This window comes from Variovorax sp. EL159, assembly GCF_900100965.1.
Lineage (GTDB): Bacteria > Pseudomonadota > Gammaproteobacteria > Burkholderiales > Burkholderiaceae_C > Variovorax.
Window position 1 is genome coordinate 1,042,368 of the sequence record NZ_FMUJ01000002.1, and the last position, 25,264, is coordinate 1,067,631.

Consider the following 25,264-nt stretch of genomic DNA (forward strand, 5'->3'; position numbering starts at 1 on the left):
GCCAACAGCCAACGACCAACGACCAACGACCAACGACCAACGACCAACGACCAACGGGCAGCGCGACCAATTCCATTCGCCCCGCATTGCGCTGACGCGCAGCACACCATCAACGCCAAGCTTCAACCCCCATACCAAGGCACTGCAGGCGCGAAGCGCCAGCAGTGCCTTGGAGGCCGAGCGAAGCAAAGGCCCGAGTGGTTTCGAAGCCCCTCTGGGCGTGCCGAGGAGCGGAGCGTTTCGCGGATCAGGGCTCGCAGCTGTTTGAGCGAAGCGAGTTCTGCGAGACCCCGCGAAACGTGAGCACCGCAGGTTGCCCGCAGCGAAGCGGAGGGGCGCGCACAGTGGGGTCGCCTTTCTTTTGCCTACGTTTCTTTGGCGAAGCAAAGAAAAGTAGGTCGCCCGCCGGGGCGAGACCCGGCCCCGGGAAACAAACCAAGCAGCGAAAAGCAAACCCTCAGCCGAAGCAATTCCTCAGCCAAAGGAAAACCCAGCCCACGAAAGCGAACGCCCCGAGAAAACAAACAAGCCAATAAGGTTCATACAAACCACCAAAACAGCAGCCAAACCAAGCAACGGCACAATACCCAAGCCCCGTGCGGCAGCGCAACGGCCAGCGCCCCCGCCACCCCTCCCCCTGGAGACCAAGACCATGAAAGCAACCTGGAACGGCGTCACCATCGCCGAAAGCGACGACACCGTGCTCGTCGAAGGCAACCACTACTTCCCGATGAGCTCGCTCAACCGCGATCACGTCACCTTCAGCAACCACAAGACCACCTGCCCCTGGAAGGGCACCGCGAACTACTACTCGCTGCTGGTCAATGGCGAGCTCAACACCGACGCCGCCTGGTACTACGCCGACCCGAAGCCCGAAGCCGAGGAAATTCGCGACCGCGTCGCGTTCTGGAAGGACGTGAAGGTCGCCGCGTGACAACGGCCGCATTCACCCCACCATTCATCGCCCCGTCCGAACTGCCCGCCGCATTGCGCGAGCAGGGCTACGCGGTGCTGAGCCCGCAAGGCGTGTCCGACTGGCTCGGCGTGCCGCTCGAACAACTCAACGCACTGCACGCGGACTGGAACGATCTTCCGCCCGACGACTACCTGAAGGACGGCGGCCGCTATCGCACGCGGCGCCACGCCTGCTTCACCGTCGAGGCCGACGACCACGCCACGCTGCAGCAGGTGCCGCATCGCGCGCACTGGCAGCCGGTGGAATACAACGCGCTGCACGGCGGCATGCAGCGCTGGTTCGCGCCGATGCTCGACGCCACGGTGGCGCAGCCGGTGTGGCAGCGGCTGCTGCAGCAGCTCGGCAAGGCCAGCAGCGACATGCGCGGCGCACCGCAGCGCTGGTACGTCGAGGCGCACCAGTTCCGCATCGACACCGCGGGCGGCATCGGCCGGCCGACACCCGAAGGCGCGCACCGCGACGGTGTCGACCTGGTGGCGGTGGCGCTGGTCGCACGCCATGGCATCAAGGGCGGAGAAACGCGCGTGTTCGAGGCCAACGGCCGTCGCGGCGAACGCTTCACGATGACCGAGCCATGGACCCTGCTGGTGCTCGACGATGCGCGTGTGATCCACGAGTCGACGCCGATCCAGCCGCTGGAAGAGGGCGGCGAAGGATGGCGCGACACGCTCGTGATCACCTGCAGAGCCAAGGGTTTCCAGGGGGACTGAAGCCCTGCGCGACGCGTGCACGCAGGCCGTGTGCCGTCGCTGGCTGGAGTCCTACAGCCACCCTTGGGAACAGAGGTTAAATTCGGGGCCCGGCTCGACATCGAGCCGTGTCTGTCTGCGAACGAAAGCGAGGTCCGCCATGTTCAATCACATCCTGGTACCCATCGACGGCTCCGAAACTTCCATGCTCGCGGTCAGCAAGGCCAGTGGCCTCGCGTTGGCCTTTGGAAGCCGCATCACGTTGATTCACGTGATCGACAACTATCCCTTCATCGGCGTGGGCGCGGACTACGCGCTCGGCCAGAACGAATACCTGGCCGCCGCCACGGCAAGTGCCAATGCGGCCCTGGCGCGCGGCGTGGCGGCGCTCGCGGCCGAGGGCCTGCACAGCGACCAGCGCGTGATCGACGGCCATGTGGTGCACGAAGGCATCGTCGACACCGCCATCGCCATCGCGGCCGACCTGATCGTGATGGGCTCGCATGGCCGCAGCGGCATCGAGAAACTGCTGCTCGGCAGCGTGACGCAGCGCGTGCTGCAAGACGCCCGCATGCCGGTGTTGGTCGTCAAGGCCGGCTGAGCGAAAACCCTGAGGGACTTTTCCAGCGAAGGTCTTGCTGCGTCACCGGGTGCACCAGACCCAGCTCGCTCGCATGCAACAGCAGGCGCGGCGCACGTGCCTGCACCGCCGCATTGCCATACAGCGCATCGCCCAGGATCGGATGCCCGATCGAGAGCAGGTGCACGCGCAACTGGTGCGAGCGGCCGGTCAGCGGCTCCAGCAGCACATGGGTGGCCTCGGGCTCGCCGGGTGATGAGGCAAAGGCCAATGCACGCCAGCGCGTGAGGCTGGGCTTGCCGGCCGGGTCGGTCTTCTGCAGCGGACGACGCGGCCAGTCGGCCATCAGCGGCGTGTCGATGAGCGACCAGTCTTCATGCAGCGGCATGCGGCCATCGACGATCGCTTCATAGCGCTTGTGCACCCGGCGCTCGGCAAAGGCCGCGCTCAGTGCGCGCTGCATCTCGATGCCGCGCGCCATCACCACGAGGCCGCTGGTGCCCATGTCGAGGCGATGCACGATCAGCGCGTCGGGCCACTGGCGCATGGCGCGCGCGCTCAGGCAGTCCTGTTTTTCTTCGCCGCGGCCGGGCACGCAGAGCAGGCCGGCGGGCTTGTCGAGCACCAGCAGGTACGGGTCTTCGTGGATCGGTTGCAGAAGCGGTGGCGGCGCGGTCATGGATGCCGTCGAGTGTAGAGAGGGGAGACACCTGCCTGTCGGGGCGGCGGCCCGCTCATGCGCCGCTCACGGAGCCTCGGCTATCCTTGAGCGAATGTCCGGCCCCGCTCCTGCCTCCAACCCTCCCCCAGACCCTGCCGCCGTCTTGCCCGGCACCGTGGCCCCTCCACCGAGCTTTTCCGACCTGACGCGCGAGCGCCCGTTCATGCAGATGTGGACGGCGCGGCTCTTCGGCACCGCCGCCTCGCAGATGCTGCTGGTGGCCATCGGCTGGCACATGTACGACCTGACCGGCAGCGCCTGGGACCTCGGCCTCGTGGGGCTCTACCAGTTCGTGCCCGCGCTGCTGCTGGCCCTGCTGGCCGGCCACATCGTCGACCGCCACCATCGCGGCCGCATCGTGGCCGCCTGTTTCGCGGTGCAGGGGCTGGTGGCGCTCACGCTGCTGCTGGCAGTGCTCGAAAAGCACGACTCGCGCGCTCTGCTGCTGGGCCTGTCGCTGGTGCTCGGCGCGGTGCGGGCCTTCCAGATGCCCGCGCAACAGGCGCTGACGCCGCTGTTGGTGCCGCCCACCATGCTGTCGCGCGCGATGGCCTTCAGCTCGGCCGGCATGCAGGGCGCGATCATCGGCGGGCCCGCGCTCGGTGGGCTGCTGTTCGTGGCGGGCATGGCGGTGGTCTATGGCGCGAGCGTGGCCTTCTTCGCCACGGCCTGCGCGCTGGTGCTGCGGCTGCGCTATGCCTACACGCCGGCCGCGCGCGAGCCGGTCACGCTGGCCACGGTGTTCGCGGGCGTCGACTTCATCTGGAAACGCAAGCCCGTGCTGGGCGCCGTCTCGCTCGACCTGTTCGCGGTGCTGCTGGGCGGGGCGGTGGCGCTGCTGCCGATCTACGCCAAGGACATCCTGCACACCGGGCCGTGGGGGCTGGGCCTGCTGCGCGGCGCGCCCGCAGTGGGGGCGCTGGTGATGTCGATCGCGCTCACGCGGCGGCCGGTCGAGCGCCACATCGGGCGCACGCTGTTGATGGCGATTGCGCTCTTCGGCCTGTGCATGGTGGTGTTCGGCCTGTCGAAGAGCTTCATCGTGTCGCTGATCGCGCTGGCGGTGTCCGGCGGGGCCGACATGGTCAACGTGGTGATCCGCCAGACGCTGGTGCAGCTCGAAACGCCCGACGCCATGCGCGGGCGGGTGAGCGCGGTCAATTCGATCTTCATCGGAGCGAGCAACCAGCTCGGCGAGTTCGAGTCGGGCGCCACGGCGGCACTGCTCGGGCCGGTCGGCTCGGTGGTCGTGGGCGGCGTGGGAACGATGCTGGTGGCGTTGACCTGGTTTCGGTTGTTCCCGTCGCTGGCGCAGCGCGACCGGATGACGGTGGCAAGGCCCGCTGTGCCTGTTGCTGCCAACTCGCCCGGAACGATGTAGCGCTTCATCCGTCGGGGAAGAGCGAGAACGCCTTCGGCGCGTCGAGCACGAGGTCGCCCAGCGCCTCGGCCACGCAGGGAAGAATCCAGCCTTCGTCTTTTTCGTCGACGCTCAGGCCGGGCCATTCGATGGTGTGGCGCGTTTCGCCAGACAGTTTCTGGCAGATGCAGGTGCGGCAGGTGCCGTTGCGGCACGAGCTCGGCAGCTCGATGCCGGCCGCCTCGGCCGCCTTCAGGAGCGTGGTGCCGGCTTCGGTCTCGAATTCCAGGCCTGACGGTTCGAGGCGGACCCTCATCGTCACGGCGACGTCGGATTCTGTTGCTGCTGTTCGCGGCGTTGCTCGCGCAGCATGAAGAGATAGAGGCTCTCGACCTTCTCGCGCGCCCACGGCGTCTTGCGCAAAAACTTGAGGCTGGAGCCCACGCTGGGGTCGATCATGAAGCAGCGGATGGGCACCAGCTCGCCCAGGTGCTCCCAGCCGTAGTAGTCGGCCAGCGCCGTCACGATGGCCTCCAGCGTGAGCCCGTGCAACGGGTTGCGCGGCTGGGTGGGCCTGGCCGGCGCCGGCGTCTCGTCGGTCACTTGTTCTTGAGCTTGCCGCGAGGGATCACCGCGGTGGTGATCGTGCGGACCGGCTCGATGCCGCCCGTGCCCACGGGCTTGGGTGGCGAGGTGTCCTTCTTCGGTTTCTTTGCTTCCTTGGTGCTGCGTTGCTGACCCTTGGCCATGATTTCTCCTGTTGATGCTACGGATGCAACGGGCAGTTTAGCGGTGCGGCGACAATACGCGGTTCCATTGATTTCCCCGCATTCATGTCAGATTACGAAGTTCGCCCCGCCACTCTGCGCGACGCCAAGGCCGTCGCCGAAGTCCATGCCCTGGCCGCCAAGGCCGCCTACGAAGGCATCCTGCCGGAAGAAGACCTGCGCGTTCTGGCCCCGGCCTCCCGCGAAGCCAAGTGGCGCGAAGCCATCGAGTACAGCGAACCGCAGGTGCGCGTGGCCGTGCTCGGCAGCGAAATCGTCGGCTTCGTCGGCTTCGACCGCTCGCGCGACCCCAAGACGCCGCCCACCACCGGCGAAATCTGGGCCATCTACGTCAAGCCCGAACACTGGGACAAGGGCGTGGGCGTGGCCCTCTGGGACGCGGCCCGTGAAGGCCTCGAAGAAGAGGGCTGCACCACGGTCACCATCTGGGTGCCCATCCGCAACGACCGCGCCATGCGCTTCCACGAACTCGCCGGCTTCAAGCGCGAGATGAAGACCGCCAAGACCACCGCCCTGGGCACCGTGCGCGTGGAAGAAATCCGCCTCAAGCGCAGCGTAGCCTGATGACGCACGACAGCTCTCCCGGCCACGCAGCACGCGTGCGGGCCCACCAGCGCCGCACGACTGCCGTGCAATGGATTCGCCGTACCCACGGCTGGTTCGGGCTGTGGGGCGCGGTGTTGGGATTGCTGTTCGGCTTCAGCGGCATCTGGCTCAACCACCGCAACGTGCTGAAGCTGCCGCAGGCCCAGGAGCGCACCCGCGCCCAGCTGGCGCTGCCCGATCCGGTGCCCGAAACGCCAGAGGCCATGAGCCAGTGGCTGCAGGGCGCGCTGCGCATGAGCGGGCCGCCCAACACCACCCGCATCGAGCCGGCCAAGCCGGTGGCCTGGGCCGACAAGAGCGACAAGAGCGCCCCCGCGCTCACGCAGCCGGCGCACTGGGTGTTCAATTTCGGCGGCCCCAACGAAATGGTGCAGGCCGAGTACTGGCAGGGCAACCGCTCGGTCGGCGTGAACACCACGCACAACGGCTTTGTCGCTACGCTCACCAACATGCACAAGGGCGGCGGCATGTCGCTGCCGTGGATCCTGCTGGTCGATACGCTGGCCGGCAGCCTGATCTTTCTGTCGATCTCGGGCGTGGCGCTGTGGATGCTCACGCACCGCCGCCGCCGCGTGGGGCTCGCGCTGTTCGGTGCCTCGCTGGCCGCCATGCTGGCGATCGCGCTCAGCGCGCTCTAGTCCGCAGACAAATTTCGCGTCCAGCCCTGCGTTCGGGGCTCGGGCGTACGGGTATTGCCGGGGTACCTGGCGGCTGCGGATAAGCTCGCCGCTTCTTTTCAGCCCCTTCCTTGCCCATGGCCACCAGCCTGCTCCTGCTGCTCGACGACATCGCGACCGTTCTTGACGATGTGTCGATCCTCACCAAAGTGGCCGCCAAGAAAACGGCCGGCGTGCTGGGCGACGACCTGGCGCTCAATGCGCAGCAGGTGTCCGGCGTCAGGGCCGAGCGCGAGATTCCCGTGGTGTGGGCCGTGTGCAAGGGCTCGTTCATCAACAAGGCCATCCTGGTGCCCGCGGCGCTGGCCATCGGCACCTGGCTGCCCTGGCTGGTGACGCCGCTGCTCATGGTGGGCGGCGCCTTCCTCTGCTTTGAAGGCACCGAAAAGCTCGCGCACAAGTTCTTGCACAAGAAGACGCACGAGGCTGACACCGAGCGCCATGAGAAGGCCGTGGCCGATGCCGCGATCGACGTGGTGGCGATGGAAAAGGACAAGATCAAGGGCGCCGTGCGCACCGACTTCATCCTCTCGGCCGAAATCATCGCGATCACGCTCGGCACCGTGCAGGGCCAGCCGTTCACGACGCAGCTCAGCGTGCTGGTCGGCATCGCACTCATCATTACCATCGGCGTCTACGGCCTGGTGGCCGGCATCGTGAAGCTCGACGACGCGGGCCTCTACCTGAGCCAGCGCGCCAGCGCCGCCGCACGCGCCCTGGGCCGGGGCATCCTCGCCACCGCGCCCTGGCTCATGAAGGCCCTGTCGGTCGCCGGCACGGCGGCCATGTTCCTCGTGGGCGGCGGCATCCTGGTGCACGGCGTGCCCGCGCTTGGCCATGCGGTCGAAGACTGGGCCAAAGCCACGGGCGGCGTGTTCGGCACGCTCGGCTCGATGGGCGTAAACGCCGGCGTGGGCGTCGTGGCCGGCGCCATCGTGCTGGCGGGTGTGGAGCTGGTCGGCAAGCTGCGCGGCAAGAAGGCCTGAGCCTGCCGCCGCGCGTTTCCTACTGCTGCTGCTACTGGCGCGACTTGCCGCGCTTGACCAGCTCGACCACGATCAACGCGGCCCCCAGCACCAGCGCGAACCAGCCGACCAGGTAGGCACCCGCCACCATCTCGAACCAGCGCGTGCCCTGCAGGAAACGGGGCCCCAGCAGAACGGCGGCGCCGATCACGAGGCAGAGGATGCCGCGTTCGAGCGTGCGGAGTTGTCGTTTGGGTTGCGCCATGGCTTCTGGGTCAAAAAATGAGTGAGTCAGTGCGTCATTGTCCCGCGCATCGAGGCCGGATGCCCCTGCAGCGGAAACGACTTCCCCGTCGGCACCAGCGTGTCGCCATCGAGCCGCAGGATCGTGATGTCCTGGTCGATGAAGTTGCCCACGTAGAGGTACTTGCCGTCGGCACTCCACACCACGCCTTCGGGCAGGCCGCGCACCTCGACCTCGTTGGCGCGCGTGACCTTCTTGCCGTCGATCTTCAGCAGCACAACAGAGCCGTTGCGGTTGTAGAAGTAGGCGTTCTTCGCGGCATTGCTGCCGCGCAGGATCACCGCCACCGCGTGCCTGCCGGTCGGGCTCACGGCCAGGCCTTCGGGGCCGTCGCCGACCACCACCTTGTCGACCACGCGCGGCGGCGCGGCTTCCATGTCGATCACGCTCACGGTGTCGATCTGGCCGTCCGATGCGCCGGCGTTGCCGTTGTCGGCCGTCAGCGCGAGCTTGCCGTCGGGCGTCACGTCCACGTTGTAGGGCCACAGGCCCGCCGCGAGGTCGACCTTGTTGTAGCTGACCTTCTCGCCGTTCACGTCGAGCAGCGCGATCTTGTGGCTCGGGAACTTGGCGGCCAGCGCGCGCTTGCCGTCAGGCGTGAAGCGCACGTGCGCCACCGAGTCGCCCATGGCCACGGTGTCGATCAGCGTGACCTTCTTGCCCGCGATGCGCAGCACGCTCACCGAGTTGTCGGCGCGGTTGGCCACCAGCGCAAGGTTGCCCGCGCGGTTGATCGACAGGCCCGAGGGCTGCTTGCCGATCTGCAGCGTATCGATCAGCCTGGGCGGCGTGGTGGTCAGGTCGATCACGAACAGGCGGTTGTCGGGCACCTGCTTGCGCGTGCCGTTGTCTTCGACCACGTTGAGCGAATTGGCGACCAGCGCCAGCGTTTCGCCGGGCGTGATCGCCAGGTTGGTCGGCGGGCCGGCGATGGTGTTGTCCAGCTGCAGGGTGCCGAGGATCTTTGGTGCAAGCGGATCGGTGCCGATGTCCAGCACCTGTACCGTGTCGCGCCCCATCGGCCCGAGGATCACGGCGCCGGCATCGTTCCACGACTGCTTCTCGTCGTTGGCGACCAGCATCAGCTGGCGCTGCGGCACGGTGGGTGTGAGGGTGCTGCAGCCCGAGAGGACGGCGAGGGCAAGGGCCGCCAGTGCGGCAGGGCGAAACTTCATGGCGCTGTCTCCGTGTTGTTGTGTCGTCGTGGTCCGTGCCGCGCGGCCCGGCAGCGGATGGTAGCGAGAATGCGAAAAATCGCCGCCATCCGGTCCTGCCATGAACACCTCGACAAACACCTCTCCTGCCATTTCCGCCAATGCAGGAGCCCATGTGCGTGAAGCCCGGATGGACGACCTCGCCGCGGTGCAGGCGCTGTACGCCGAACTCCGGCCGCACGACCTGGTGCTGTTGCCGGCCGACGCGATGCGGCTGTGGGCTGGCATCGTCGACGACCCGCATGCCTGCGTCGTCGTCGCGGAGATCGATGGCCGGCTGGGCGCCACCTGCATGCTGGCGACGCTTCCGAACCTCGCCAGCGGCGGCCGCCGTATCGGCGTCATCGAGCACGTGATCACGGCGGCTGCTTTCCGCAGGCGCGGGCTGGCCCGCGTGGTGCTTCAACATGCACTGGCGCTGGCCTGGCGGCAGGATTGCTGCAAAGTCCTGCTGCTGTCGGGCGTGGCGCGCCAGGAGGCGCACGGCCTCTACGAGTCCGTCGGATTCCGTGGCGACGTGGAGCGCGGCTTCGTCGCCAAACCCGCCCCCGGCACAATCGATTGACCGAACCCCTGGAGACACCCGTGAGCATCGAGATATCGAAGGAAGCGCGACAGCAGGCCATCACCTCCATCGAGCGCTATTTCCGCGAGAACATGGAAGAGCCCATCGGCAACATCGGGGCGGGTGCGCTGCTCGGTTTCTTTCTCGAAGAGGTCGGGCCCGTGGTCTACAACAAGGCCGTCACCGACGTGCAGGAGCGGCTGCAGTCCCGCCTTTCGGAGGTCGATCTCGAAGTGCACGAGGACGAATTCCAGTACTGGCGCAAGTTCGACAAGCAGAAAAAGGGGCGCTAGGCACAGGCCCGTACCGGTGCCCCGACCCTGGAGCGTCGCGTCGGCGCATCGCGACGAATTCAAAAGTGCTTCCAAACGTTGCAGAATCCGAAGCCATGCAACACCACCGCACGCCCATCCGCTCCATGTTCTGTTCGCTGCCGCGCACCCTTGCCGTCCTGCCGCTCGTGTTGGCGGCCTCGCTGGCCGGCGCGCAGCAAGACCCGTCCGCCTTTCCGCTGGATTCGGTCGGCTACCTGAACGAGGAATTGCCCCGCATGGAGGCCGCCATCGCCGCGAAAGACCGCAGCTTCTTCAGCGGCGCGATGGCCCGAACGGTGCAGTTTTCGGAGCGCTGGGGCTTCAAGGTCAAGGCCAACCCCGACCTGGCGGCCTACCCGATGTGCACTTCGGCGGTCATGGACTACGTGGTCGTCGGCATGTGCAGGCTCACGCCTTCCGAGGAATGCGAGCCCGGGCTGGCGTCGCGCTTCGATGCCAACGTGCAGCGCTGCCGCGAAGTGGCCGCCAGGAAATAGGCAAAAGAGAGACGAAAGAAAGAGACACCCCGCCATGGACTACGCCCGCTACCAGACCCTTGCCATCACGCGCCGTGGCGTCAATGGGGCGGTGCTCGACATCCAGATGCGCGCCACCAACGGCAAGCTGCCGACGGCCGGTCACGACGGGCATCGCGAGCTGGCCGAAATCTGGCGCGACGTGTCGGCCGACGACACGGTGCGCTGCGCGGTGCTGCGGGGCGAAGGGCAGGGCTTCTCGGGCGGCGGTGACCTGGGCATGGTGCAGGACATGACCACCGACGACGCGGTGCGCCAGCGCGTGTGGAAAGAGGCGCGCGACCTCGTCTACAACCTCATCAACTGCGACAAGCCCATCGTGAGCGCCATGCACGGCCCGGCGGTGGGCGCGGGGCTGGTGGCCGGTCTGCTGTCCGACATTTCCATCGCCGCGAAGAACGCGAAGATCGTCGACGGCCACACGCGCCTGGGCGTGGCGGCGGGCGACCACGCGGCCATCGTGTGGCCACTGCTGTGCGGCATGGCCAAGGCCAAGTACCACCTGCTGCTGTGCGAACCGGTGAGCGGCGAAGAGGCCGAGCGCATCGGCCTGGTGTCGCTCGCGGTGGACGAAGCCGACCTGCTGCCGCGTGCCTACGAAGTGGCCGACCGGCTGGCGGCCGGTAGCCAGAGCGCCATTCGTCTGACCAAGTACGCGCTCAACAACTGGCTGCGCCAGGCCGGGCCGACTTTCGACGCCTCGCTGGCGCTCGAATTCATGGGCTTCGCGGGCGCCGACGTGCGCGAAGGCGTGGCCTCGCTGCGCGAACGGCGCGCGCCGAACTTCGGCTGATTTCCTGATTTCTCGCGGGACACCGCGGAACCGGCTTTGCCGGGCCGCTGGTGTCGCCCCCTGCAAGGGGGTTGGCGAAGCGACACGAAGTGCGCGAAGACTGGGGGTTAGCTCGACTTGAGGCCCTGCAGCGTCTGCAGCAGCACGACACGCGTCTGGCCCAGCACCATGCCCTTCCACTCTTCGTTGTCGCAATAGAAGGCATCGCGCAGTTGCGCGCGGATCTCGCGCTTCTGCGCTTCCGGTGCCTCGGGGTGGCGGCGCAGCCAGGTGTCGGCGCGAAGGCAGGTCAGCACTTCGAGGTCGGGCAGCGTGCCGAACTCCAGGCCCATCGGCGCGACGCGCGCGTTCGGGCATTCGTCGTAGGCGGTCGAGATGACCGGCCCCGACACGTCGGCCGAGGCCGAGTCGCCGGCAAAGGGTGCGAACACGTCGGCGCCCCACCATGCATGCGCCATCGCGAGGTCTTCGGGCGTGTTGCGGCCCGGGTAGATCTTCTCGCCATGGCCGTAGGGCCCCAGGCCCGTGTGCACGTCGATCCAGCCGATGTGCGTGGCCGATGCCGCGTACTTGCGCAGGATCGCGCGGATGGTCTTGTTGCTCCACGACGGCGCGGTGCCGCCGTAGAAGAGGCCATCGGGCGAGGTGTACTGGCCCTTGGTGACGGCCGCGCGGAAGGCGGTCATGCCGTGCTTGCCGATGTAGGCGGCCACGGCCGCTTCGTCCGCGGGTGTCGGCGGCCAGGTGGCGGGCAGCACCAGCGGCTCGACCTCGGCGTACCCGGCGTTCACCGGCAGCGGCGCATTGAAGTCGATGTGGTTGCGGTTCAGGTCGATGTTGTCTTCGTTCGTGCGGTGCAGGTGCGAGAAGCCGTGCGGGTTGACCGCGTGCACCAGCAGCAGCGCCACACCGGCCTGCGCCAGTCGCGAGAGCAGGTCCGCGTCGTTCAGCGTGGCGATCTGCGCGCCCGAGCCGCAGAAGCCCTCGGGGCCGTGCGTGCCTGAGGTCACGAGCAGCAGCTTCTTGGCGTCGATGGCGCCGATCAGCGCCACGTCGGTGGCGAGTTCTTCACCGAGCGCGCCGCGGTGCGCGTCGAGCACAAAGGATTCGACGGCCGCGCCGCGCTGTGCGGCGGCATCGAGGAACTTGGCGCGGGCTTCGACATACGTGCCCGAGAAGTGGCGGGTGGCGGCGCTGCGTTGTGTGGTTGGCATGGAGTGGTTCCTGTGCGGTAAGTGGGGGTGAATGTGGGGTCAGTCAGGTCCGCGCGTACGCGTTGGCGGCATCGATGTCGCGGCCGGTGTGGTCGCGCAGCCAGAGCAGGCCCAGCAGCGAAACCACCGTCATGCCCACCAGGTACCAGGCCGGTGCAAGCTTGCTGCCGGTGGCGTTCACCAGCCAGGTGCTGATGAAGGGCGCGAAGCCGCCGAACAGCGCGACGCCCACGCTGTACACCAGCGACATGCCGCTGGCGCGCACCGCCTTCGGGAACATCTCGGGCAGCATCGTGATGCCGGGCACCGTCTGCGCCACGAGGCCGACGCTCAGCGCGCCGAGCACGACGAACAGCACTGTCGGCGTCGGCGAGGCATTGAGCCAGAGGAAGGCCGGGTAGATCACGATCGCGAGCGCGACGCGGCTCCACAAGATCAGCGGCTTGCGGCCCACCACGTCCGACAGCTTGCCGACGAAGGGCGCGAGCGCGAACGAGATCAGGCCGGTCAGGGCCGCGCCGATCAGCGCCACCGATGGCGTGAAGCCCAGCTCGCGCACGGCGTAGGTCGGCATGTAGAAGGTCACCACGTAGGCGGCCGTGGTGCCGCCGATCAGCGCGAGGATGGCGGCCAGCACCGTCTTGCCGTGCTGCGTGCAGACGATCTTCAGGCTGCTTTCGCGCGGGGCGGCGGCTTCGGCCGGCGAGATATGGAGCGATTCTTCGAGGTGGCGGCGGATGTACATGCCCACCGGCGCGATCAGCATGCCGAGGACGAAAGGCACGCGCCAGCCCCAGCTCTGCATGGCTTCGGTGGACAGCGCGGCGGTCAGCGCGCCCACCACCACGGCGCCGAGCAGCACGCCCAGGCCCTGGCTTGCGAACTGCCAGCTTGCCATGTAGCCGCGGTTGGCCGGTGTGGCGTGCTCGACCAGCAGCGTGGTCGATGCGCCCACTTCGCCGCCGGCCGAAAAGCCCTGGATCAGCCGCGCCAGCACGATGATGATCGGCGCCGCGACGCCGATGCTCGCGTAGGTGGGCGTGAAGGCGATCAGCGCGCAGCCCAGCGCCATCAGGAAGATCGTCAGCGTCATGGCCTTCTTGCGGCCCGCGCGGTCGGCATACGCGCCGATGACGATGCCGCCCAGCGGCCGCATGATGAACCCCACGCCGAAGCTGGCCACCGTCAGCAGCAGCTGGCCGTATGAATTGAAGGTCGGAAAGAACAGCTTGCCGATCACCAGGGCCAGGAAGCCATAGACCGTGAAGTCGAAGAATTCCAGCCCGTTGCCGATGGTGGTGGCCACGATGGTCTGGCGCCTTTGCGCGGACGCCGAGGGCTGCTTGCTTGGGGTGCTCATGTCTCTCCAGTGTGTGTCTTGCTTTTCGAGGATGTCGGTCGAAGGTATCTGCATACACCGCGACCGCGCCGGATGCTAGAGACTCGCCGCTGTCATGAAAAGACAATAATTGGGCGTCAAAGATAACTTTTGGTTTTCATGAAGCCCAACCAGCTGCACGCCTTCGTGGCGGTGATCGAGCAGATGAGCATCCGTGCCGCGGCGCGCGTCCTGGGCATCTCGCAGCCGGCCGTGACCAAGATCGTGCGCGAGCTGGAGCGCGAAGTGGGGGCGCCGCTGGTCGAGCGCAGCGTCAAGGGCGTGCGGCTCACCGAGTTCGGCAGGGCCTTCGCGCCCCGGGCGAGGCTGCTGCTGGCCGACATGCAGCGCGCACGCGACGAGATCGCGCAGATCCGCAACGGCGCCACCGGTTCCATCTCGCTGGCGGTGAGCGCATCGTTCGCGCTGACCGTGCTGCCCGCCGCGTTCAAGGACTTCCACACACGCCTGCCCGCGGTCGACGTGCAGTTCAGCGAGGCGGTGCTGCCGTGGATGCTGGCGCGGCTGCGCGACGGCTACCTGGACTTCGCGGTCGCGCACGTGGTGCCGGGCCGGCTCGACCCGCAGTTCGAGACCATCGAGCTGTTCCCCGTGCAACTGGTGGTGGGCCTGCGCGAGCGCCATCCGCTGCGCGCGAGCCGCTCGCTGATGGACCTGTACGAAGGCGAATGGATCCTGCCGGGCGACGACCACGGCCAGCGCGGTGGCGATGCGGTGGCGCCGCTGTTCATGCCATTGGGCCTGCCGCCACCGGCGCGCGTCATCCAGGGGCAGTCGGTCACGGTGGCGCTGGGGCTGGTCGGGCACATGGACCTGATCGGGTTGTTCGTCGAGCCGCTGGTCAAGCTCGCCTTCAAGCGTCACGGCATCCGCCGCGTGGAGATCGAAGAGGCGCTGCCGACGCTGAACGTGTGCGTCATCAAGCGCAAGGGCCAGTTGCTGACGCCGGCGGCGCAGCACTTCGTGGAATGCGTGCAGCGTGCGTCGGCGGCTGCGATGGCCGCGAAGGCGGGCTAAGCCGAAGGGCGCGGATCAGGCTGGAGGAAAGTCGACGCCGCGTTCGCCGCCTTGCCAGGGCGCGTACTTGTGCATGGCGCGTGCGAACAGCGCTGAGTCCGTCCAGCCCGACAACCACGCGTGCAGGCGCGGCCAGGGCTGCGCATCGAACCATGCCGGCTCGACCATCGCGAACTGGCGCACGAAGGGCATGACGGCGGCGTCGGCCAGCGTGGCGTGCGCGCCTGCCAGGTGGGCCGAGGCCGAGAGCCGGGCTTCGAGATCGCGAAGGAACTGCGCACCCTGCTCGCGGGCGGCGTTGCCCACGTTCGTGTCAGTGAACCGGCCGGGGTACTTGTAGCGATCGAGCTGGGGCTTGAACCCGTCGTCGCATGCGGCCACCAGCGCCAGCATGTCGTCGAGCGTGCCCACGCCGGGCTGCAGCCAATGGTGCGGGTCGCTGCGCTGCAGCGCCCAGCGCATCACGTCCAGGCTTTGTTCGAGCACCGTGCCGTCGGCCATCACCAGCACGGGCACCGTGCCCTTGGGCGAGGCGGCGAGCATTTCGGCAGGCTTGTTCTTCAGCACAACCTCGCGCAGCTCGCAGTGCTGGCCGCTCGCGACCAGCGCGAGCCGGGCCCGCATCGCATAGGGGCAGCGGCGGAACGAATAAAGAACGGGGAGGTCGGTGGCGGACATGCGTACTTGCGGGCGAAGCCTCCGATTTTCAGCGACGGCCGGCGGCTCGCGCCGGCACGGGGTTTTCATCACAATCGGCGGCCATGGCCGAACGCCTCTTCCTTCGCCTCGACGACGACCCATTGCACGGGCCGGAATCGGGCGTGCCCGCCGGCACGCTGCGCGCACTGCCGGTAGGGGCCGCGTTGCGGGCGCATGTCTCGCACATCCTGCTGTACCGCGAGACCTTCGCCGAAGGCCACGAGATGCGCGAGCGCGTGCTGCCCGATGGCGCGGTGCGGCTGATCTTCAACTTCGGCGATGCACCGTCCGCGGACGACGGCGAGGGGCATGCGGTGGAGGCTATCGGCGCATCGACCGCACCGGTGGTGGTGCGCATGCGCCGGCGGGTGGAAGGGCTCTCCGTCACGCTGCGCCCCGGTGCCGCAGCAGTCTTGCTGGGCGTGCCGGCCGGTGAGATCGGTGGCACGGCCGTGCACCTCGATGCGCTGTGGCATGGCGAAGGCGCCGAGTTGCTGGAGCGCATGGCCGAGGCGTCGGACGACATGGCGCGCGGTGTGTTGCTGCACGCTGCCTTGCAACGCCGGCTGCTCGATGGCGATGTCGCGCGCGGCTCCGCTGCCACTGCGATGCATGCGGCACGGCTCATCACCGCATCGGGCGGGCGCAAGTCCGTGCGCGACGTGGCTGCCGCTGTCGGCGTGGGCGAGCGGCGCCTGCAGCAGCTCTTTCACGCGCACGTGGGCCTGTCGCCGCGCGCATGGAGCCGGCTCGCAAGGCTGCATGCCTGCCTGCGCGCATTGCGCCTGCAGCCTTCGCCCGCCTGGGCGGACGTGGCGGTCGATGGTGGCTTCTACGACCAGTCGCATCTGGTGAACGAATTCCGGGCGCTCTGTGGTGTCACACCGACCGAGTTCATGGGGCATGCGGTTTCGGGTTCTTCCAAGACGGCGGCCTGAGGGCGAACTATCTTCGCCGGCTCTCAAGCAGGCAGATCGAAGCAGATCGAAGGAGCAACCCGACATGAAGACAGAAAGCGCCAACCGCCCATTGAAAGACTGCGTGGCCGTGGTGACCGGCGCAAGCCGTGGGGCCGGGCGCGGCATCGCGCAGGAACTGGGCGCCGCCGGTGCCACCGTGTACGTCACCGGGCGCAGCACGCGCGAACAACCCGCGGCCACCTACGGGCAGCTGCTGGCCCTGTCAGACATGCAGGCCGTGCCCGGCAGCATCGACGACACGGCCGACGAAGTCACCCGCATGGGCGGGCGCGGCATCGCCGTGCGATGCGACCACACGCGCGAAGAAGAAGTGGCGGCACTCTTCGCGCGCGTGGAGAAAGACGCGGGCCGGCTCGACCTGCTCGTCAACAACGCATGGGGCGGCCACGAGACCTTCAACGGTGTGTTCGAGGCGCCGTTCTGGGAGCACCCGCTGTCGAACTGGGATTCGATGTTCGACCGTGGCGTGCGCAACCACCTCGTGGCCAGCCGTTGCGCCGCGCCGCTGATGGTGCGGCGGAAGAAGGGGCTGGTGCTCACCACCACCTTCTGGGACCGTGGCCACTACCTGCGCGGCAGCCTCTTCTATGACCTCGCCAAGGCCTCGATGACACGGCTGGCCTTTGGCATGGCGCAAGACCTGCGACCGCACAACGTCGCGTCCATCGCCGTATCGCCAGGCTGGATGCGTACCGAATTCGTGCTGGCCGCCTACAAAACCGACGAGGCGCACTGGCATGAGCACCCGCCGCTGGCGCGCACGGAATCGCCGCGCTACCTGGGGCGTGCGATCGCCGCGCTGGCGGGCGATCCAGGGGTGATGGCCAAGAGCGGCGATGTGCTGCGCGTGGCCGACCTCGCACGGGAGTACGGCTTCACCGACATCGATGGGCGGCAGGTCGAAGCGTTCGAGATGTAGACGCGGCGGCCGTGCCTCATGCAAAGGCGGTCAGCTGGAGCGCGTGCGCGAGCTGTGCGCCGGCCTCGGCCAGCGCACGGTCGTTGTGGATCTCGATACCGGCCAGGCCCGGCGGCATCCGGAAATCAAGCGCCCGCTGCACCCGCGCCTCGACCATCTCCGCCGACTCGCGCCCTCTGGCCATGAGGCGCTGCCGCAGGGTCTGGACACTGGCCGTGACGTGGACCACCGTCATGTCGGGATAGCGCTGCGCCGCTTCGGGCAGGTAGGCGCGCGACCCGTTGACGATCACGACCTCGCTGCCGCGTCGCGGTGGCAGCTCGGCATGGCGCACGCCGTAGCACAGGCCATTGGCCGCCCAGTCGAGCCCGAAGGCGCCGGCTTCGCGCAGGTGCAGAAAGCCGCGCATGTCGACGCTGTCGTGCTGCTCGCCATCGGCCGTGGCGGCGCGCGTGATCGTGCGGCGTGCAAAGGCGACCGGTGCGTCGGGTGCCAGCTGCGCCTTCAGCCACGCGAGCAGGCTGTCCTTGCCCGCGCCCGAGGGGCCGGCGACGTACACGAGCCGCCCGGTCACCGGCCCAGCTCCATCTGCGCCAGGCACATGAAGTCGGCGCCCGGCGTGGGTTCGGCGAAGAGGCTGATGGCCTCGAAGCGCAAGGGCGGCGACGCCAGCAGCGGCGCGAAATGCCGCCGCGCCGCCGCGCGCAGGGTGTCGACCACGGCGGGCTCGGTGTCGCGCAGCGAGCCCGTCAGCGACATGTGAAAGCGGAAGCGCTCCAGCACGAAGGGGTAGCCCCATCGCACCAGCAGCGCGTCTTCTTCGGGCGTGAGGCCGGCCGCGCGGCGGCGTTGCAGTTCGCTGGGCGACAACGGTTCGGCAAAGGCATGCAGCCCCGTCACGCAAGCACCGGCCACCGCCTGCAGCGCGGGGCTCGGCCGCGCGGGCACCAGTGCCAGGAAGTCGTCTAGCAGTGCGACTTCGAGCGCGGGCATGGTGAACGGCTCCCAGGCCTGGCAGAGCGTTTGCAGTCCGTCGCGCAAGGTCGCTTCCTCGATGTGCGGCCATGGCGTGAAGGGCGCCGTGAGCGTGGCGTGCCATCCGTAGCGGCGTGGCGCGGCCGTCGCCTTGCGCTGCAGGTCGACCGGCAGTCCGTCGAAGACCGGCTGCGGCCTTGCTTCGCCGCTGGCGGCGCAGCGGCCGAGCCAGTCGCTGCCGGCCTTCCACCACGCGCTGTCGATGGCGGGCGCGTAGTACGCGGCGTAGCGGTGTGCCTTGCGATGCAGTTGCGGCGAGTGGGCGTGGCGCTCAGTCATCGTGTTTCACCGTCAGCGTGGTGCGGTCGCCCGCGAACCAGGTGCGCGCGTATTCGATCGGCACATCGGCCGTGTCCACGTTCACGCTCTCGACGAAGAGCACCGGCCGGCCGACCGGCTGGCGCAATTGCGCGGCCACCGGCGACTCGGGCATCTGCGCGGTGATGCGGCTTTCGCGCCGCGTGTAGTCGTCCACGCCGTGGGCCGCGAAGCCGGCGGTGATGGAGCCGGTCTCGTGCACCACGGCCTCCAGCCCGGCGAAGCGCGGCAGCGGAAAGAAGCGTTCGCTGAAGTGCAGCGGCTGGCCTTCGGCGTCACCGATCACGTTCAGGCACAGCAGTGTGCTGCGCGCCGGCACGCCCAGCGCACGGGCCTGCGCGGCAGTGGCGCGCACGGTGCTCGATGCCACCACATGCAGCGCACCGCGCAACCCCGCCTGCGCCAGCCGCTGATGGTGGCGCGGTCGCTTGCCCAGTGCGATGTCGACCGCGAACTCCTCGACGTAGGTGCCGCTGCCTTGCGTCGCGCGCAACAGGCCCTGGCTGATGAGGTCGGCCAGCGAGCGCCGGATGGTATGGCGATTGACGCCGAACTGCTCGGCCAGCGCGTGTTCGGAGGGCAGGCGCTGCCCCGGCGGATAGACGCCGCGCGCGATGGCGTCGGCGAGATCGGCGGCGATGCGGGTCCAGAAACTGTCGCGCGCCGGGCGTTCGGAGCGTGCGGGAAGCGATGCGGGAGAACTTGTTGTGCTTGTCATGAAGTCGTCTTGTGCGCTCTCTAAGCTCGCGCCGGTTGTTCAATTTGTCTATACAACTTTCAGAATATCACTTTCATGTTTCATGCTTTTGACACGGAACCCGCAGAGCGCCCGCTCGACCGTGCGCAGTGGATGGCGACGCTGGCGCGGGCACCGCTCGACATGCTCGAACCTGCGCTGGGCGCGCATGCGCAGCGTGCGCCGCATTGGCTGCGTCCGCCCGAAACGGGGCTGGTGATGGTGCAGGGCCGCGCCGGCGGCACGGGCGAGCGATTCAACGTGGGCGAGGTCACGGTCACGCGTTGCGCATTGCGTCTGGGCGATGTGAGCGATGCCGTCGGCGTTGCCTACGTGCTGGGCCGCTCGCACCGCCACGCGCAACTGGCGGCCGTGGCCGATGCACTGCTGCAAGACCCGGCGCAGCAGGCCACGCTGAACACGCAACTGCTGGTGCCAGTGCGCCGCCACCTCGCGCTGCAGCGTGCCAAGCGCCACGCCCGCGCGCAGAGCAGCAAGGTCGAGTTCTTCACCGTCGCACGCGAAGCCGGTGGCGCCGACGAAGAGGAGGGCGACGAATGAACGCGCACGATCTGTCGAAACTCGGCGCCGGCTTTTCCGACGCGGCACTGGGCAGCCAGTCGGTGTTTCGCGCAGCGCTGCAGGCGCTGTCGCATCCCGGCCGCGTGATCGCGCTACCGCACGACGCGCAGACGCCGTCGCGTGGCCATGCCGCATCGGCTGCGCTGCTGCTGGCGCTGCTCGATCCCGATTGCACGCTCTGGCTCTCGCCCTCGCTGGCGGGCAGCGATGCGGCCGCATGGCTGCGCTTTCACACCGGCTGCGTGCTGGTCGACGCGCCGGAGAACGCGCAGTTCGCATGGGTCGCACAGGGCGATGCGTGCCCGCCGCTCGGCAGCTTTGCCCATGGCAGCGACGCCTACCCGGACCAGTCGGCAACGTGCGTGCTCGACGTGGCTGCGTTGACCGAAGGCGGCACGGCCGGCTGGACGTTGCGGGGCCCCGGCATCCAGCACAGCACGCGGATCGAGGTCGATGGCTTGCCGCATCCCGGCGCTTCTGCCTTCACGTCGCAATGGGCGGCCAACCACGCCGGGTTCCCACGCGGCATCGACATGTTTCTGGCCGCGCCGCAGCAGATCGTCGGCCTGCCGCGCACCACGCGCATCGAAGCGCACGTCGAAGAACAGGGGGCTTGAGATGTACGTTGCCGTCAAGGGCGGTGAAGCCGCCATCCTCAGCAGCTACGAACTGCTGGCCGAACAACGCCGCGGCGATGCGGGCACGCCCGAGCTGTCGGTGTCGCAGATCCGTGGGCAGCTCAAGCTCGCGGTCGATCGCGTGATGACCGAAGGCTCGGTGTACGACCCCGAGCTGGCCGCGCTTGCCATCAAGCAGGCGTCGGGTGACATGGTCGAAGCCATCTTCCTGCTGCGCGCCTACCGCGCCACGCTGCCGCGCCTGGGCACCAGCGTTGCGCTCGACACCGCGCGCATGCAGCTCGACCGCCGCATCTCCGCCACCTTCAAGGACCTGCCGGGCGGGCAGGTGCTGGGCGCGACCTACGACTACACGCAGCGCCTGCTCGATTTCACGCTGCTGGCCAATGCGCAGCCGTCGCCACAGGCCGAGGCGTGCGAAGGCGTGGCCGCACCCACCGTCACACCGCGCGTGGTCGACCTGCTGAACCACGAAGGCCTGATCGAAACCCACGAGGTGCCGCCCGGCGACCCGGCACCCGTGGACCTCACGCGCACGCCGCCGCGCTTTCCGGCCGACCGCGCCACGCGCCTGCAGAACCTTGCGCGTGGCGACGAAGGCTTTCTGCTGGCCATGGCCTATTCGACGCAGCGCGGCTACTCGCACAGCCACCCCTTCGTCGGCGAGATCCGCGTGGGCACCGTCGAGCTGGAACTGGCGCCCGAAGAGCTGCCCTTCACCATCTCCATCGGCGACATGGAGTTCACCGAATGCGAAATGGTGAACCAGTTCGCCGGCAGCAAGACCGAGCCGCCGCAGTTCACGCGCGGCTACGGCCTGGCCTTCGGTCACAGCGAACGCAAGGCCATGGCGATGAGCCTGGTCGACCGCGCGCTGCGTGCGGAGGAACTGGGCGAGCCGGTCGAAGCCCCCGCGCAGATGCAGGAGTTCGTGCTCTCGCACAGCGACAGCCTCGAAGCCTCGGGTTTCGTGCAGCACCTGAAGCTGCCGCACTACGTCGACTTCCAGTCCGAACTCGAACTGGTGCGAAAGATGCGCGCGTCTGCCGGCACGAACGAGGAAGCCACGGGAGAACAGCCATGACCACCGCCATCAGCTACAACTTTGCCTACCTCGACGAGCGCACCAAGCGCATGATCCGCCGCGCCATCCTGAAGGCGGTGGCCATTCCCGGCTACCAGGTGCCCTTCGGTTCGCGCGAGATGCCGTTGCCCTATGGCTGGGGCACCGGGGGCATCCAGGTCACGGCCGCCGTGATCGGGCCGAAGGACGTGCTCAAGGTCATCGACCAGGGCTCGGACGACACCGTCAACGCGGTCAACATCCGCCGCTTCTTCCAGCGCACCACGGGCGTGGAAACCACCACGCGCACCACCGATGCCACGCTGATCCAGACGCGCCACCGCATCCCCGAAGCGCCGCTGGCCGAAGGGCAGGTGCTGGTCTACCAGGTGCCGGTGCCCGAGCCGATGCAGCGGCTGGAGCCGCGCGAGACCACCACGCGCACGCTGCACGCGCTGGCCGAGTACGGCCTGATGCACGTGAAGCTGTACGAGGACATCGCGCGCTACGGCCACATCGCCACCACCTACGACTACCCGGTGCTGGTCAACGGCCGCTATGTGATGTCGCCGTCGCCGATCCCGAAGTTCGACAACCCGAAGCTGCACATGAACCCAGCGCTGCAGCTCTTCGGCGCCGGCCGCGAAAAGCGCATCTACGCACTGCCGCCCTACACGCCGGTCGAAAGCCTGGGCTTCGAAGACCATCCGTTCGAGGTGCAGCGCTGGGACGAACCCTGCGCGCTGTGCGGCGCGACCGACAGCTTTCTCGACGAAATCATCACCGACGACCGGGGCTCGCGCATGCATGTGTGCTCGGACTCCGACTACTGCCAGTCGCGCCAGCAGGCGCAGGCCGGGCAGGTCGCACCCGAAGAACAGCAGGCCCTCGCATGAACGCAGCCCTTTCCCATCCTCCCTTGCTGCGCGTGCGCGGCATCGGCAAGCGCTACGGCGACCGCGTGGCGCTGCACGACGCGTCTTTCGATCTCTGGCCCGGCGAAGTGCTGGCGGTGGTCGGCGAGTCGGGCTCCGGCAAGTCGACCTTGCTCAACGCGATTGCCGCACGCGACAAGCCCGATGCGGGCAGCGTCGAGTTCCAGGTGCGCGGCGGCGGGCTGCAGGACGTCTTCGCGATGACCGAGGCCCAGCAACGCCTGTTGGCCCGCACCGACTGGGGCTTCGTGCACCAGAACCCGGCCGACGGCCTGCGCATGGACGTATCGGCCGGTGCCAACGTCGGCGAACGGCTCATGGGCCTGGGCGAGCGCCACTACGGCCGCCTGCGCGCCGCCGCCGCCGAATGGCTGCAGCGCGTGGAGATCGATCCGCAGCGCATCGACGACGCGCCCCGCACCTTCTCGGGCGGCATGCGCCAGCGCCTGCAGATCGCGCGCAACCTCGTGACGCAGCCGCGCCTGATGTTCATGGACGAGCCGACCTCGGGCCTCGACGTGTCGGTGCAGGCGCGCCTGCTCGACCTGCTGCGCCAGCTCACGCGGCAGATGCAGCTGGCCGCCATCGTGGTCACGCACGACCTGGCCGTGGCGCGGCTGCTCGCGCACCGCATGGTCGTGATGCAGCACGGCCGCGTGGTCGAGTCGGGTCTTACCGACCAGGTGCTGGACGACCCGCAGCACGCCTACACCCAACTGCTCGTTTCTTCGGTACTGACCCCATGACGACCCCTTTGCTTTGCATCCAGGGCGTGGCCAAGCGCTTCACGCTGCACCACCAGAACCAGCTCGAGCTGTCGGTGTTCGACCAGGTCGAGCTGAGCGTGTCGGCCGGCGAATGCGTGGTGCTCGACGGCGCCTCGGGCCTGGGCAAGAGCACGCTGCTCAAGCTCATCTATGCCAACTACCGCGCGAGCGAAGGCCGCATCACCGTGCAGTCGGGCGACGGCCCGGTCGACGTGACGCAGGTCACGCCGCGCGAGCTGGTGCGCCTGCGCCGCGACACCATCGGCTACGTGAGCCAGTTCCTGCGCGTGATTCCCCGCGTGCCGGCGCTCGACGTGGTGGCCGAGCCGCTGGCCGAAGACGCGGGTGATGACCCCGCCGGCATCGAGGCCGCGCGCGAAGACGCACGCCGCTGGCTCACGCGCCTGCGCATTCCCGAGCGTTTGTGGCACCTGCCGCCCGCCACCTTCTCGGGCGGCGAGCAGCAGCGCATCAACATCGCCCGGAACATGATCAAGCCCAAGCCGCTGCTGTTGCTGGACGAACCCACCGCGTCGCTGGACGCGGCCAACACCGACACGGTTATCGCGCTGATCCGCGAGGCCACGGCGCGCGGCGCCGCCACGGTCGGGATCTTTCACGATGCCGAGGTGGGCGCGGCGGTGGCCACGCGCCGCGTCAACGTCGGCGAATTCAGGAGCCAGTCATGAGCGTGGGCATGGTGTTCTCGAACGCACGCATGGTGCTGCCGAGCGAGGTGGTGTCGGGTTCGCTGTCGGTGGCCGGTGGCCGCATCGACGCCATTCACGATGGCCCAAGCGCCGAAGGCACGATCGACCTGGACGGCGACTACCTGCTGCCCGGCCTGGTGGAGATTCACACCGACAACTTCGAGCGCCACCTGATGCCACGGCCCAAGGTGCACTGGAACCCGCTGCCCGCGCTGCTGGCGCACGACGCCGAGGTGGCTGCCGCCGGCATCACCACGGTGTTCGATGCGCTCGGCGTGGGCGAGGCCGACCCCGAAAGCCTGCGCGGCAGCACCTGGGGCTCGACGCTGTCGATGCTCGACGCCTGCGCCGCGCAGGACGTGCTGCGCGCCGACCATCACCTGCACGTGCGCTGCGAGCTGCCCGCGCCCAACACCATCGAGCTGTTCGAGCCCTTTCGCGGGCACGCACGCGTGTCGCTGATCTCGCTGATGGACCACACGCCGGGCCAGCGGCAGTGGGAGAACATCGAGCTGGCGCGCGTCTACTACACCGGCAAGAAGGGCTGGAGCGACAGCAAGTTCGAGCTGCGCGTGGCCGAGTCGGGCAGGCTGCAGACCGAGTACGCGCAGCCGCATCGCCGGCACTTCGTCGACTACTGCCGCACGCATGGCATTGCGCTCGCAAGCCACGACGACACCACGGTGGCGCATGTGGAGCAGGCCCACGCCGAGGGCGCGAGCATGTCGGAGTTTCCGACCACGATGGCGGCCGCGCGCGCGGCGCGTGCCCACGGCCTCGCCAATGTGATGGGCGGACCGAACGTGATGCGCGGCGGCTCGCATTCGGGCAACGTGGCGGCGGCCGACCTGGCGCGCGACGGGCTGCTCGACATCCTCTCGTCCGACTACGTGCCGAGCAGCCTGCTGGGTGCGGCGATGCGGCTGGTGGACGACGGGCTCGCCACGCTGCCGCAGGCCGTGGCCATGGTGACACGCACGCCAGCACATGCCGCGCGGCTGCACGACCGTGGCGCGCTCGCGCCCGGCCTGCGCGCGGACCTGGTGCAGGTGCGCATGTGCACCTTGTCCGACGGCGCGCGGCATCCGCTGGTGCGCGGCGTGTGGCGCGAGGGGCGTCGCGTCATCTGATCTGAAATCCGCGTGACATGCGGGCGTCGCGGAA

33 protein-coding genes are annotated in these 25,264 nt (G+C 68.4%); 21 read left to right on the forward strand and 12 right to left on the reverse strand.

Features of this window, described 5'->3' with window-relative positions; genetic code table 11:
* The first annotated feature begins 652 nt into the window (after nt 1-652).
* The 3 genes from BLQ28_RS11015 to BLQ28_RS11025 all read left to right on the forward strand — a co-directional run bounded on the left by BLQ28_RS11015 (nt 653) and on the right by BLQ28_RS11025 (nt 2,266).
* Complete coding sequence (locus BLQ28_RS11015) at nt 653-934, forward strand: DUF427 domain-containing protein (RefSeq protein WP_093239030.1); 282 nt, start codon at nt 653-655, stop codon at nt 932-934.
* The gene (locus BLQ28_RS11020) at nt 931-1,686 is read left to right on the forward strand and encodes a 2OG-Fe dioxygenase family protein (RefSeq protein WP_093239032.1); all 756 of its coding nucleotides are present in this window, start codon (nt 931-933) and stop codon (nt 1,684-1,686) included. Before BLQ28_RS11015 ends, BLQ28_RS11020 begins: the two co-directional genes overlap by 4 nt.
* 139 nt (nt 1,687-1,825) lie before the next feature.
* A complete protein-coding gene (locus BLQ28_RS11025) occupies nt 1,826-2,266 on the forward strand; it encodes a universal stress protein (protein WP_093239033.1) in 441 nt (146 codons plus the stop codon).
* Here BLQ28_RS11025 and BLQ28_RS11030 read toward each other — a convergent pair.
* Nucleotides 2,253-2,924 carry an RluA family pseudouridine synthase gene (locus tag BLQ28_RS11030; protein ID WP_093239034.1) on the reverse strand — a complete coding sequence of 224 codons (672 nt, stop codon included), beginning with the start codon at nt 2,922-2,924 and terminating at the stop codon, nt 2,253-2,255. The two genes, BLQ28_RS11025 and BLQ28_RS11030, sit on opposite strands and share 14 nt — an antisense overlap.
* 94 nt (nt 2,925-3,018) lie before the next feature.
* Between BLQ28_RS11030 and BLQ28_RS11035 the strand changes: the two genes are divergently transcribed.
* On the forward strand, nt 3,019-4,347 hold the full coding sequence (locus BLQ28_RS11035; protein WP_256327247.1) for an MFS transporter: 1,329 nt from the start codon (nt 3,019-3,021) through the stop codon (nt 4,345-4,347).
* Nucleotides 4,348-4,351: 4 nt separating this feature from the next.
* Here the strand turns inward: BLQ28_RS11035 and BLQ28_RS11040 are convergent, their stop codons facing one another.
* Genes BLQ28_RS11040 through BLQ28_RS32950 form a run of 3 tightly spaced genes read right to left on the reverse strand, consistent with a single transcriptional unit; the run spans nt 4,352 to nt 5,075 of the window.
* Entirely contained in the window at nt 4,352-4,642 is a 291-nt protein-coding gene (locus BLQ28_RS11040) for a 2Fe-2S iron-sulfur cluster-binding protein (protein ID WP_093239035.1), read from the reverse strand.
* A 2-nt stretch (nt 4,643-4,644) separates the two neighbouring features.
* The gene (locus BLQ28_RS11045) at nt 4,645-4,929 is read right to left on the reverse strand and encodes a VF530 family protein (RefSeq protein ID WP_093239036.1); all 285 of its coding nucleotides are present in this window, start codon (nt 4,927-4,929) and stop codon (nt 4,645-4,647) included.
* Nucleotides 4,926-5,075 (reverse strand): hypothetical protein, encoded by a 150-nt coding sequence (locus BLQ28_RS32950; protein WP_007833921.1) that lies wholly within the window; start codon nt 5,073-5,075, stop codon nt 4,926-4,928. Before BLQ28_RS32950 ends, BLQ28_RS11045 begins: the two co-directional genes overlap by 4 nt.
* 84 nt (nt 5,076-5,159) lie before the next feature.
* On the opposite strand from BLQ28_RS32950, the gene BLQ28_RS11050 reads away from it, so the two are divergent.
* The 3 genes from BLQ28_RS11050 (at nt 5,160) to BLQ28_RS11060 (ending at nt 7,383) form a co-directional block, all read left to right on the forward strand.
* The gene (locus BLQ28_RS11050) at nt 5,160-5,678 is read left to right on the forward strand and encodes a GNAT family N-acetyltransferase (RefSeq protein ID WP_093239038.1); all 519 of its coding nucleotides are present in this window, start codon (nt 5,160-5,162) and stop codon (nt 5,676-5,678) included.
* Nucleotides 5,678-6,358 carry a PepSY-associated TM helix domain-containing protein gene (locus BLQ28_RS11055; protein WP_093239039.1) on the forward strand — a complete coding sequence of 227 codons (681 nt, stop codon included), beginning with the start codon at nt 5,678-5,680 and terminating at the stop codon, nt 6,356-6,358. Before BLQ28_RS11050 ends, BLQ28_RS11055 begins: the two co-directional genes overlap by 1 nt.
* Before the next feature lie 116 nt (nt 6,359-6,474).
* Complete coding sequence (locus tag BLQ28_RS11060; protein ID WP_093239041.1) at nt 6,475-7,383, forward strand: DUF808 domain-containing protein; 909 nt, start codon at nt 6,475-6,477, stop codon at nt 7,381-7,383.
* A 31-nt stretch (nt 7,384-7,414) separates the two neighbouring features.
* On the opposite strand, the gene BLQ28_RS11065 is transcribed toward BLQ28_RS11060, so the two are convergent.
* Both BLQ28_RS11065 and BLQ28_RS11070 read right to left on the reverse strand, forming a co-directional pair.
* Entirely contained in the window at nt 7,415-7,627 is a 213-nt protein-coding gene (locus BLQ28_RS11065; protein WP_093239042.1) for a hypothetical protein, read from the reverse strand.
* Between the two features lie 26 nt (nt 7,628-7,653).
* Complete coding sequence (locus BLQ28_RS11070) at nt 7,654-8,841, reverse strand: lactonase family protein (RefSeq protein WP_093239044.1); 1,188 nt, start codon at nt 8,839-8,841, stop codon at nt 7,654-7,656.
* 100 nt (nt 8,842-8,941) lie between these two features.
* Here BLQ28_RS11070 and BLQ28_RS11075 point away from each other — a divergent pair, with 100 nt between their 5' ends.
* The 4 genes from BLQ28_RS11075 to BLQ28_RS11090 all read left to right on the forward strand — a co-directional run bounded on the left by BLQ28_RS11075 (nt 8,942) and on the right by BLQ28_RS11090 (nt 11,088).
* On the forward strand, nt 8,942-9,445 hold the full coding sequence (locus BLQ28_RS11075) for a GNAT family N-acetyltransferase (protein ID WP_093239045.1): 504 nt from the start codon (nt 8,942-8,944) through the stop codon (nt 9,443-9,445).
* A 20-nt stretch (nt 9,446-9,465) separates the two neighbouring features.
* Nucleotides 9,466-9,738: a DUF2164 domain-containing protein gene (locus tag BLQ28_RS11080; protein WP_093239047.1), complete on the forward strand. Its 273-nt coding sequence runs from the start codon at nt 9,466-9,468 to the stop codon at nt 9,736-9,738.
* 95 nt (nt 9,739-9,833) lie between these two features.
* Nucleotides 9,834-10,256: a hypothetical protein gene (locus BLQ28_RS11085; RefSeq protein WP_093239048.1), complete on the forward strand. Its 423-nt coding sequence runs from the start codon at nt 9,834-9,836 to the stop codon at nt 10,254-10,256.
* Nucleotides 10,257-10,290: 34 nt separating this feature from the next.
* The gene (locus BLQ28_RS11090) at nt 10,291-11,088 is read left to right on the forward strand and encodes an enoyl-CoA hydratase/isomerase family protein (RefSeq protein WP_093239049.1); all 798 of its coding nucleotides are present in this window, start codon (nt 10,291-10,293) and stop codon (nt 11,086-11,088) included.
* A 107-nt stretch (nt 11,089-11,195) separates the two neighbouring features.
* Here BLQ28_RS11090 and BLQ28_RS11095 read toward each other — a convergent pair whose 3' ends face one another.
* Both BLQ28_RS11095 and BLQ28_RS11100 read right to left on the reverse strand, forming a co-directional pair.
* The gene (locus tag BLQ28_RS11095; RefSeq protein WP_093239051.1) at nt 11,196-12,302 is read right to left on the reverse strand and encodes a M14 family metallopeptidase; all 1,107 of its coding nucleotides are present in this window, start codon (nt 12,300-12,302) and stop codon (nt 11,196-11,198) included.
* Nucleotides 12,303-12,345: 43 nt separating this feature from the next.
* Nucleotides 12,346-13,662 (reverse strand): MFS transporter, encoded by a 1,317-nt coding sequence (locus BLQ28_RS11100; RefSeq protein WP_093239052.1) that lies wholly within the window; start codon nt 13,660-13,662, stop codon nt 12,346-12,348.
* Nucleotides 13,663-13,800: 138 nt separating this feature from the next.
* Between BLQ28_RS11100 and BLQ28_RS11105 the strand changes: the two genes are divergently transcribed.
* Entirely contained in the window at nt 13,801-14,718 is a 918-nt protein-coding gene (locus tag BLQ28_RS11105; protein WP_093239457.1) for a LysR substrate-binding domain-containing protein, read from the forward strand.
* A gap of 15 nt (nt 14,719-14,733) precedes the next feature.
* Here BLQ28_RS11105 and BLQ28_RS11110 read toward each other — a convergent pair whose 3' ends face one another.
* Nucleotides 14,734-15,396 (reverse strand): glutathione S-transferase, encoded by a 663-nt coding sequence (locus BLQ28_RS11110; protein ID WP_093239054.1) that lies wholly within the window; start codon nt 15,394-15,396, stop codon nt 14,734-14,736.
* Nucleotides 15,397-15,479: 83 nt separating this feature from the next.
* Here BLQ28_RS11110 and BLQ28_RS11115 point away from each other — a divergent pair, with 83 nt between their 5' ends.
* Together BLQ28_RS11115 and BLQ28_RS11120 are read left to right on the forward strand one after the other, a co-directional pair.
* Nucleotides 15,480-16,355 (forward strand): helix-turn-helix transcriptional regulator, encoded by an 876-nt coding sequence (locus tag BLQ28_RS11115; RefSeq protein WP_093239055.1) that lies wholly within the window; start codon nt 15,480-15,482, stop codon nt 16,353-16,355.
* Nucleotides 16,356-16,419: 64 nt separating this feature from the next.
* Nucleotides 16,420-17,316, forward strand: a complete 897-nt coding sequence (locus BLQ28_RS11120) for an SDR family oxidoreductase (protein ID WP_093239057.1) — start codon at nt 16,420-16,422, stop codon at nt 17,314-17,316.
* Between the two features lie 16 nt (nt 17,317-17,332).
* On the opposite strand, the gene phnN is transcribed toward BLQ28_RS11120, so the two are convergent.
* Genes phnN through phnF form a run of 3 tightly spaced genes read right to left on the reverse strand, consistent with a single transcriptional unit; the run spans nt 17,333 to nt 19,387 of the window.
* On the reverse strand, nt 17,333-17,890 hold the full coding sequence (phnN, locus tag BLQ28_RS11125; RefSeq protein ID WP_093239058.1) for a phosphonate metabolism protein/1,5-bisphosphokinase (PRPP-forming) PhnN: 558 nt from the start codon (nt 17,888-17,890) through the stop codon (nt 17,333-17,335).
* Nucleotides 17,887-18,630, reverse strand: a complete 744-nt coding sequence (locus BLQ28_RS11130) for a DUF1045 domain-containing protein (RefSeq protein ID WP_093239060.1) — start codon at nt 18,628-18,630, stop codon at nt 17,887-17,889. Before BLQ28_RS11130 ends, phnN begins: the two co-directional genes overlap by 4 nt.
* A complete protein-coding gene (gene phnF, locus BLQ28_RS11135; protein ID WP_093239061.1) occupies nt 18,623-19,387 on the reverse strand; it encodes a phosphonate metabolism transcriptional regulator PhnF in 765 nt (254 codons plus the stop codon). The genes BLQ28_RS11130 and phnF overlap by 8 nt, the downstream gene beginning before the upstream one ends.
* Before the next feature lie 75 nt (nt 19,388-19,462).
* Here phnF and phnG point away from each other — a divergent pair, with 75 nt between their 5' ends.
* From phnG to BLQ28_RS11170, 7 genes are read left to right on the forward strand one after another with little or no spacing between them, the layout of a single operon-like run.
* Entirely contained in the window at nt 19,463-19,966 is a 504-nt protein-coding gene (gene phnG / locus BLQ28_RS11140; RefSeq protein WP_093239063.1) for a phosphonate C-P lyase system protein PhnG, read from the forward strand.
* The gene (gene phnH, locus BLQ28_RS11145) at nt 19,963-20,604 is read left to right on the forward strand and encodes a phosphonate C-P lyase system protein PhnH (protein ID WP_093239064.1); all 642 of its coding nucleotides are present in this window, start codon (nt 19,963-19,965) and stop codon (nt 20,602-20,604) included. The genes phnG and phnH overlap by 4 nt, the downstream gene beginning before the upstream one ends.
* A gap of 1 nt (nt 20,605) precedes the next feature.
* Entirely contained in the window at nt 20,606-21,709 is a 1,104-nt protein-coding gene (locus BLQ28_RS11150; protein ID WP_093239066.1) for a carbon-phosphorus lyase complex subunit, read from the forward strand.
* A complete protein-coding gene (locus BLQ28_RS11155) occupies nt 21,706-22,584 on the forward strand; it encodes an alpha-D-ribose 1-methylphosphonate 5-phosphate C-P-lyase PhnJ (protein ID WP_093239067.1) in 879 nt (292 codons plus the stop codon). Before BLQ28_RS11150 ends, BLQ28_RS11155 begins: the two co-directional genes overlap by 4 nt.
* Nucleotides 22,581-23,369, forward strand: coding sequence for a phosphonate C-P lyase system protein PhnK (gene phnK / locus BLQ28_RS11160; RefSeq protein WP_093239069.1), 789 nt, complete (start codon nt 22,581-22,583; stop codon nt 23,367-23,369). The genes BLQ28_RS11155 and phnK overlap by 4 nt, the downstream gene beginning before the upstream one ends.
* The gene (gene phnL / locus BLQ28_RS11165) at nt 23,366-24,079 is read left to right on the forward strand and encodes a phosphonate C-P lyase system protein PhnL (RefSeq protein WP_093239070.1); all 714 of its coding nucleotides are present in this window, start codon (nt 23,366-23,368) and stop codon (nt 24,077-24,079) included. Before phnK ends, phnL begins: the two co-directional genes overlap by 4 nt.
* Entirely contained in the window at nt 24,076-25,230 is a 1,155-nt protein-coding gene (locus BLQ28_RS11170) for an alpha-D-ribose 1-methylphosphonate 5-triphosphate diphosphatase (RefSeq protein WP_093239072.1), read from the forward strand. Before phnL ends, BLQ28_RS11170 begins: the two co-directional genes overlap by 4 nt.
* Nucleotides 25,231-25,264: the final 34 nt, after the last annotated feature.

Excerpts from the sequence above, each read along its gene's own strand:
- BLQ28_RS32950 (WP_007833921.1), bottom strand. The coding sequence starts at position 5,075 with ATGGCCAAGGGTCAGCAACGCAGCACCAAGGAAGCAAAGAAACCGAAG.
- BLQ28_RS11170 (WP_093239072.1), top strand. The coding sequence starts at position 24,076 with ATGAGCGTGGGCATGGTGTTCTCGAACGCACGCATGGTGCTGCCGAGC.
- BLQ28_RS11150 (WP_093239066.1), top strand. The coding sequence starts at position 20,606 with ATGTACGTTGCCGTCAAGGGCGGTGAAGCCGCCATCCTCAGCAGCTAC.
- BLQ28_RS11110 (WP_093239054.1), bottom strand. The coding sequence starts at position 15,396 with ATGTCCGCCACCGACCTCCCCGTTCTTTATTCGTTCCGCCGCTGCCCC.
- BLQ28_RS11085 (WP_093239048.1), top strand. The coding sequence starts at position 9,834 with ATGCAACACCACCGCACGCCCATCCGCTCCATGTTCTGTTCGCTGCCG.
- BLQ28_RS11120 (WP_093239057.1), top strand. The coding sequence starts at position 16,420 with ATGAAGACAGAAAGCGCCAACCGCCCATTGAAAGACTGCGTGGCCGTG.
- phnK (WP_093239069.1), top strand. The coding sequence starts at position 22,581 with ATGAACGCAGCCCTTTCCCATCCTCCCTTGCTGCGCGTGCGCGGCATC.
- BLQ28_RS11115 (WP_093239055.1), top strand. The coding sequence starts at position 15,480 with ATGGCCGAACGCCTCTTCCTTCGCCTCGACGACGACCCATTGCACGGG.
- BLQ28_RS11100 (WP_093239052.1), bottom strand. The coding sequence starts at position 13,662 with ATGAGCACCCCAAGCAAGCAGCCCTCGGCGTCCGCGCAAAGGCGCCAG.
- BLQ28_RS11055 (WP_093239039.1), top strand. The coding sequence starts at position 5,678 with ATGACGCACGACAGCTCTCCCGGCCACGCAGCACGCGTGCGGGCCCAC.
- phnG (WP_093239063.1), top strand. The coding sequence starts at position 19,463 with ATGTTTCATGCTTTTGACACGGAACCCGCAGAGCGCCCGCTCGACCGT.
- BLQ28_RS11025 (WP_093239033.1), top strand. The coding sequence starts at position 1,826 with ATGTTCAATCACATCCTGGTACCCATCGACGGCTCCGAAACTTCCATG.
- BLQ28_RS11130 (WP_093239060.1), bottom strand. The coding sequence starts at position 18,630 with ATGACTGAGCGCCACGCCCACTCGCCGCAACTGCATCGCAAGGCACAC.
- phnF (WP_093239061.1), bottom strand. The coding sequence starts at position 19,387 with ATGACAAGCACAACAAGTTCTCCCGCATCGCTTCCCGCACGCTCCGAA.
- BLQ28_RS11035 (WP_256327247.1), top strand. The coding sequence starts at position 3,019 with ATGTCCGGCCCCGCTCCTGCCTCCAACCCTCCCCCAGACCCTGCCGCC.
- BLQ28_RS11015 (WP_093239030.1), top strand. The coding sequence starts at position 653 with ATGAAAGCAACCTGGAACGGCGTCACCATCGCCGAAAGCGACGACACC.
- BLQ28_RS11155 (WP_093239067.1), top strand. The coding sequence starts at position 21,706 with ATGACCACCGCCATCAGCTACAACTTTGCCTACCTCGACGAGCGCACC.
- BLQ28_RS11095 (WP_093239051.1), bottom strand. The coding sequence starts at position 12,302 with ATGCCAACCACACAACGCAGCGCCGCCACCCGCCACTTCTCGGGCACG.
- BLQ28_RS11090 (WP_093239049.1), top strand. The coding sequence starts at position 10,291 with ATGGACTACGCCCGCTACCAGACCCTTGCCATCACGCGCCGTGGCGTC.
- BLQ28_RS11105 (WP_093239457.1), top strand. The coding sequence starts at position 13,801 with ATGAAGCCCAACCAGCTGCACGCCTTCGTGGCGGTGATCGAGCAGATG.
- BLQ28_RS11060 (WP_093239041.1), top strand. The coding sequence starts at position 6,475 with ATGGCCACCAGCCTGCTCCTGCTGCTCGACGACATCGCGACCGTTCTT.
- BLQ28_RS11075 (WP_093239045.1), top strand. The coding sequence starts at position 8,942 with ATGAACACCTCGACAAACACCTCTCCTGCCATTTCCGCCAATGCAGGA.
- BLQ28_RS11040 (WP_093239035.1), bottom strand. The coding sequence starts at position 4,642 with ATGAGGGTCCGCCTCGAACCGTCAGGCCTGGAATTCGAGACCGAAGCC.
- phnH (WP_093239064.1), top strand. The coding sequence starts at position 19,963 with ATGAACGCGCACGATCTGTCGAAACTCGGCGCCGGCTTTTCCGACGCG.
- BLQ28_RS11070 (WP_093239044.1), bottom strand. The coding sequence starts at position 8,841 with ATGAAGTTTCGCCCTGCCGCACTGGCGGCCCTTGCCCTCGCCGTCCTC.
- BLQ28_RS11030 (WP_093239034.1), bottom strand. The coding sequence starts at position 2,924 with ATGACCGCGCCGCCACCGCTTCTGCAACCGATCCACGAAGACCCGTAC.
- BLQ28_RS11065 (WP_093239042.1), bottom strand. The coding sequence starts at position 7,627 with ATGGCGCAACCCAAACGACAACTCCGCACGCTCGAACGCGGCATCCTC.
- phnL (WP_093239070.1), top strand. The coding sequence starts at position 23,366 with ATGACGACCCCTTTGCTTTGCATCCAGGGCGTGGCCAAGCGCTTCACG.
- BLQ28_RS11050 (WP_093239038.1), top strand. The coding sequence starts at position 5,160 with ATGTCAGATTACGAAGTTCGCCCCGCCACTCTGCGCGACGCCAAGGCC.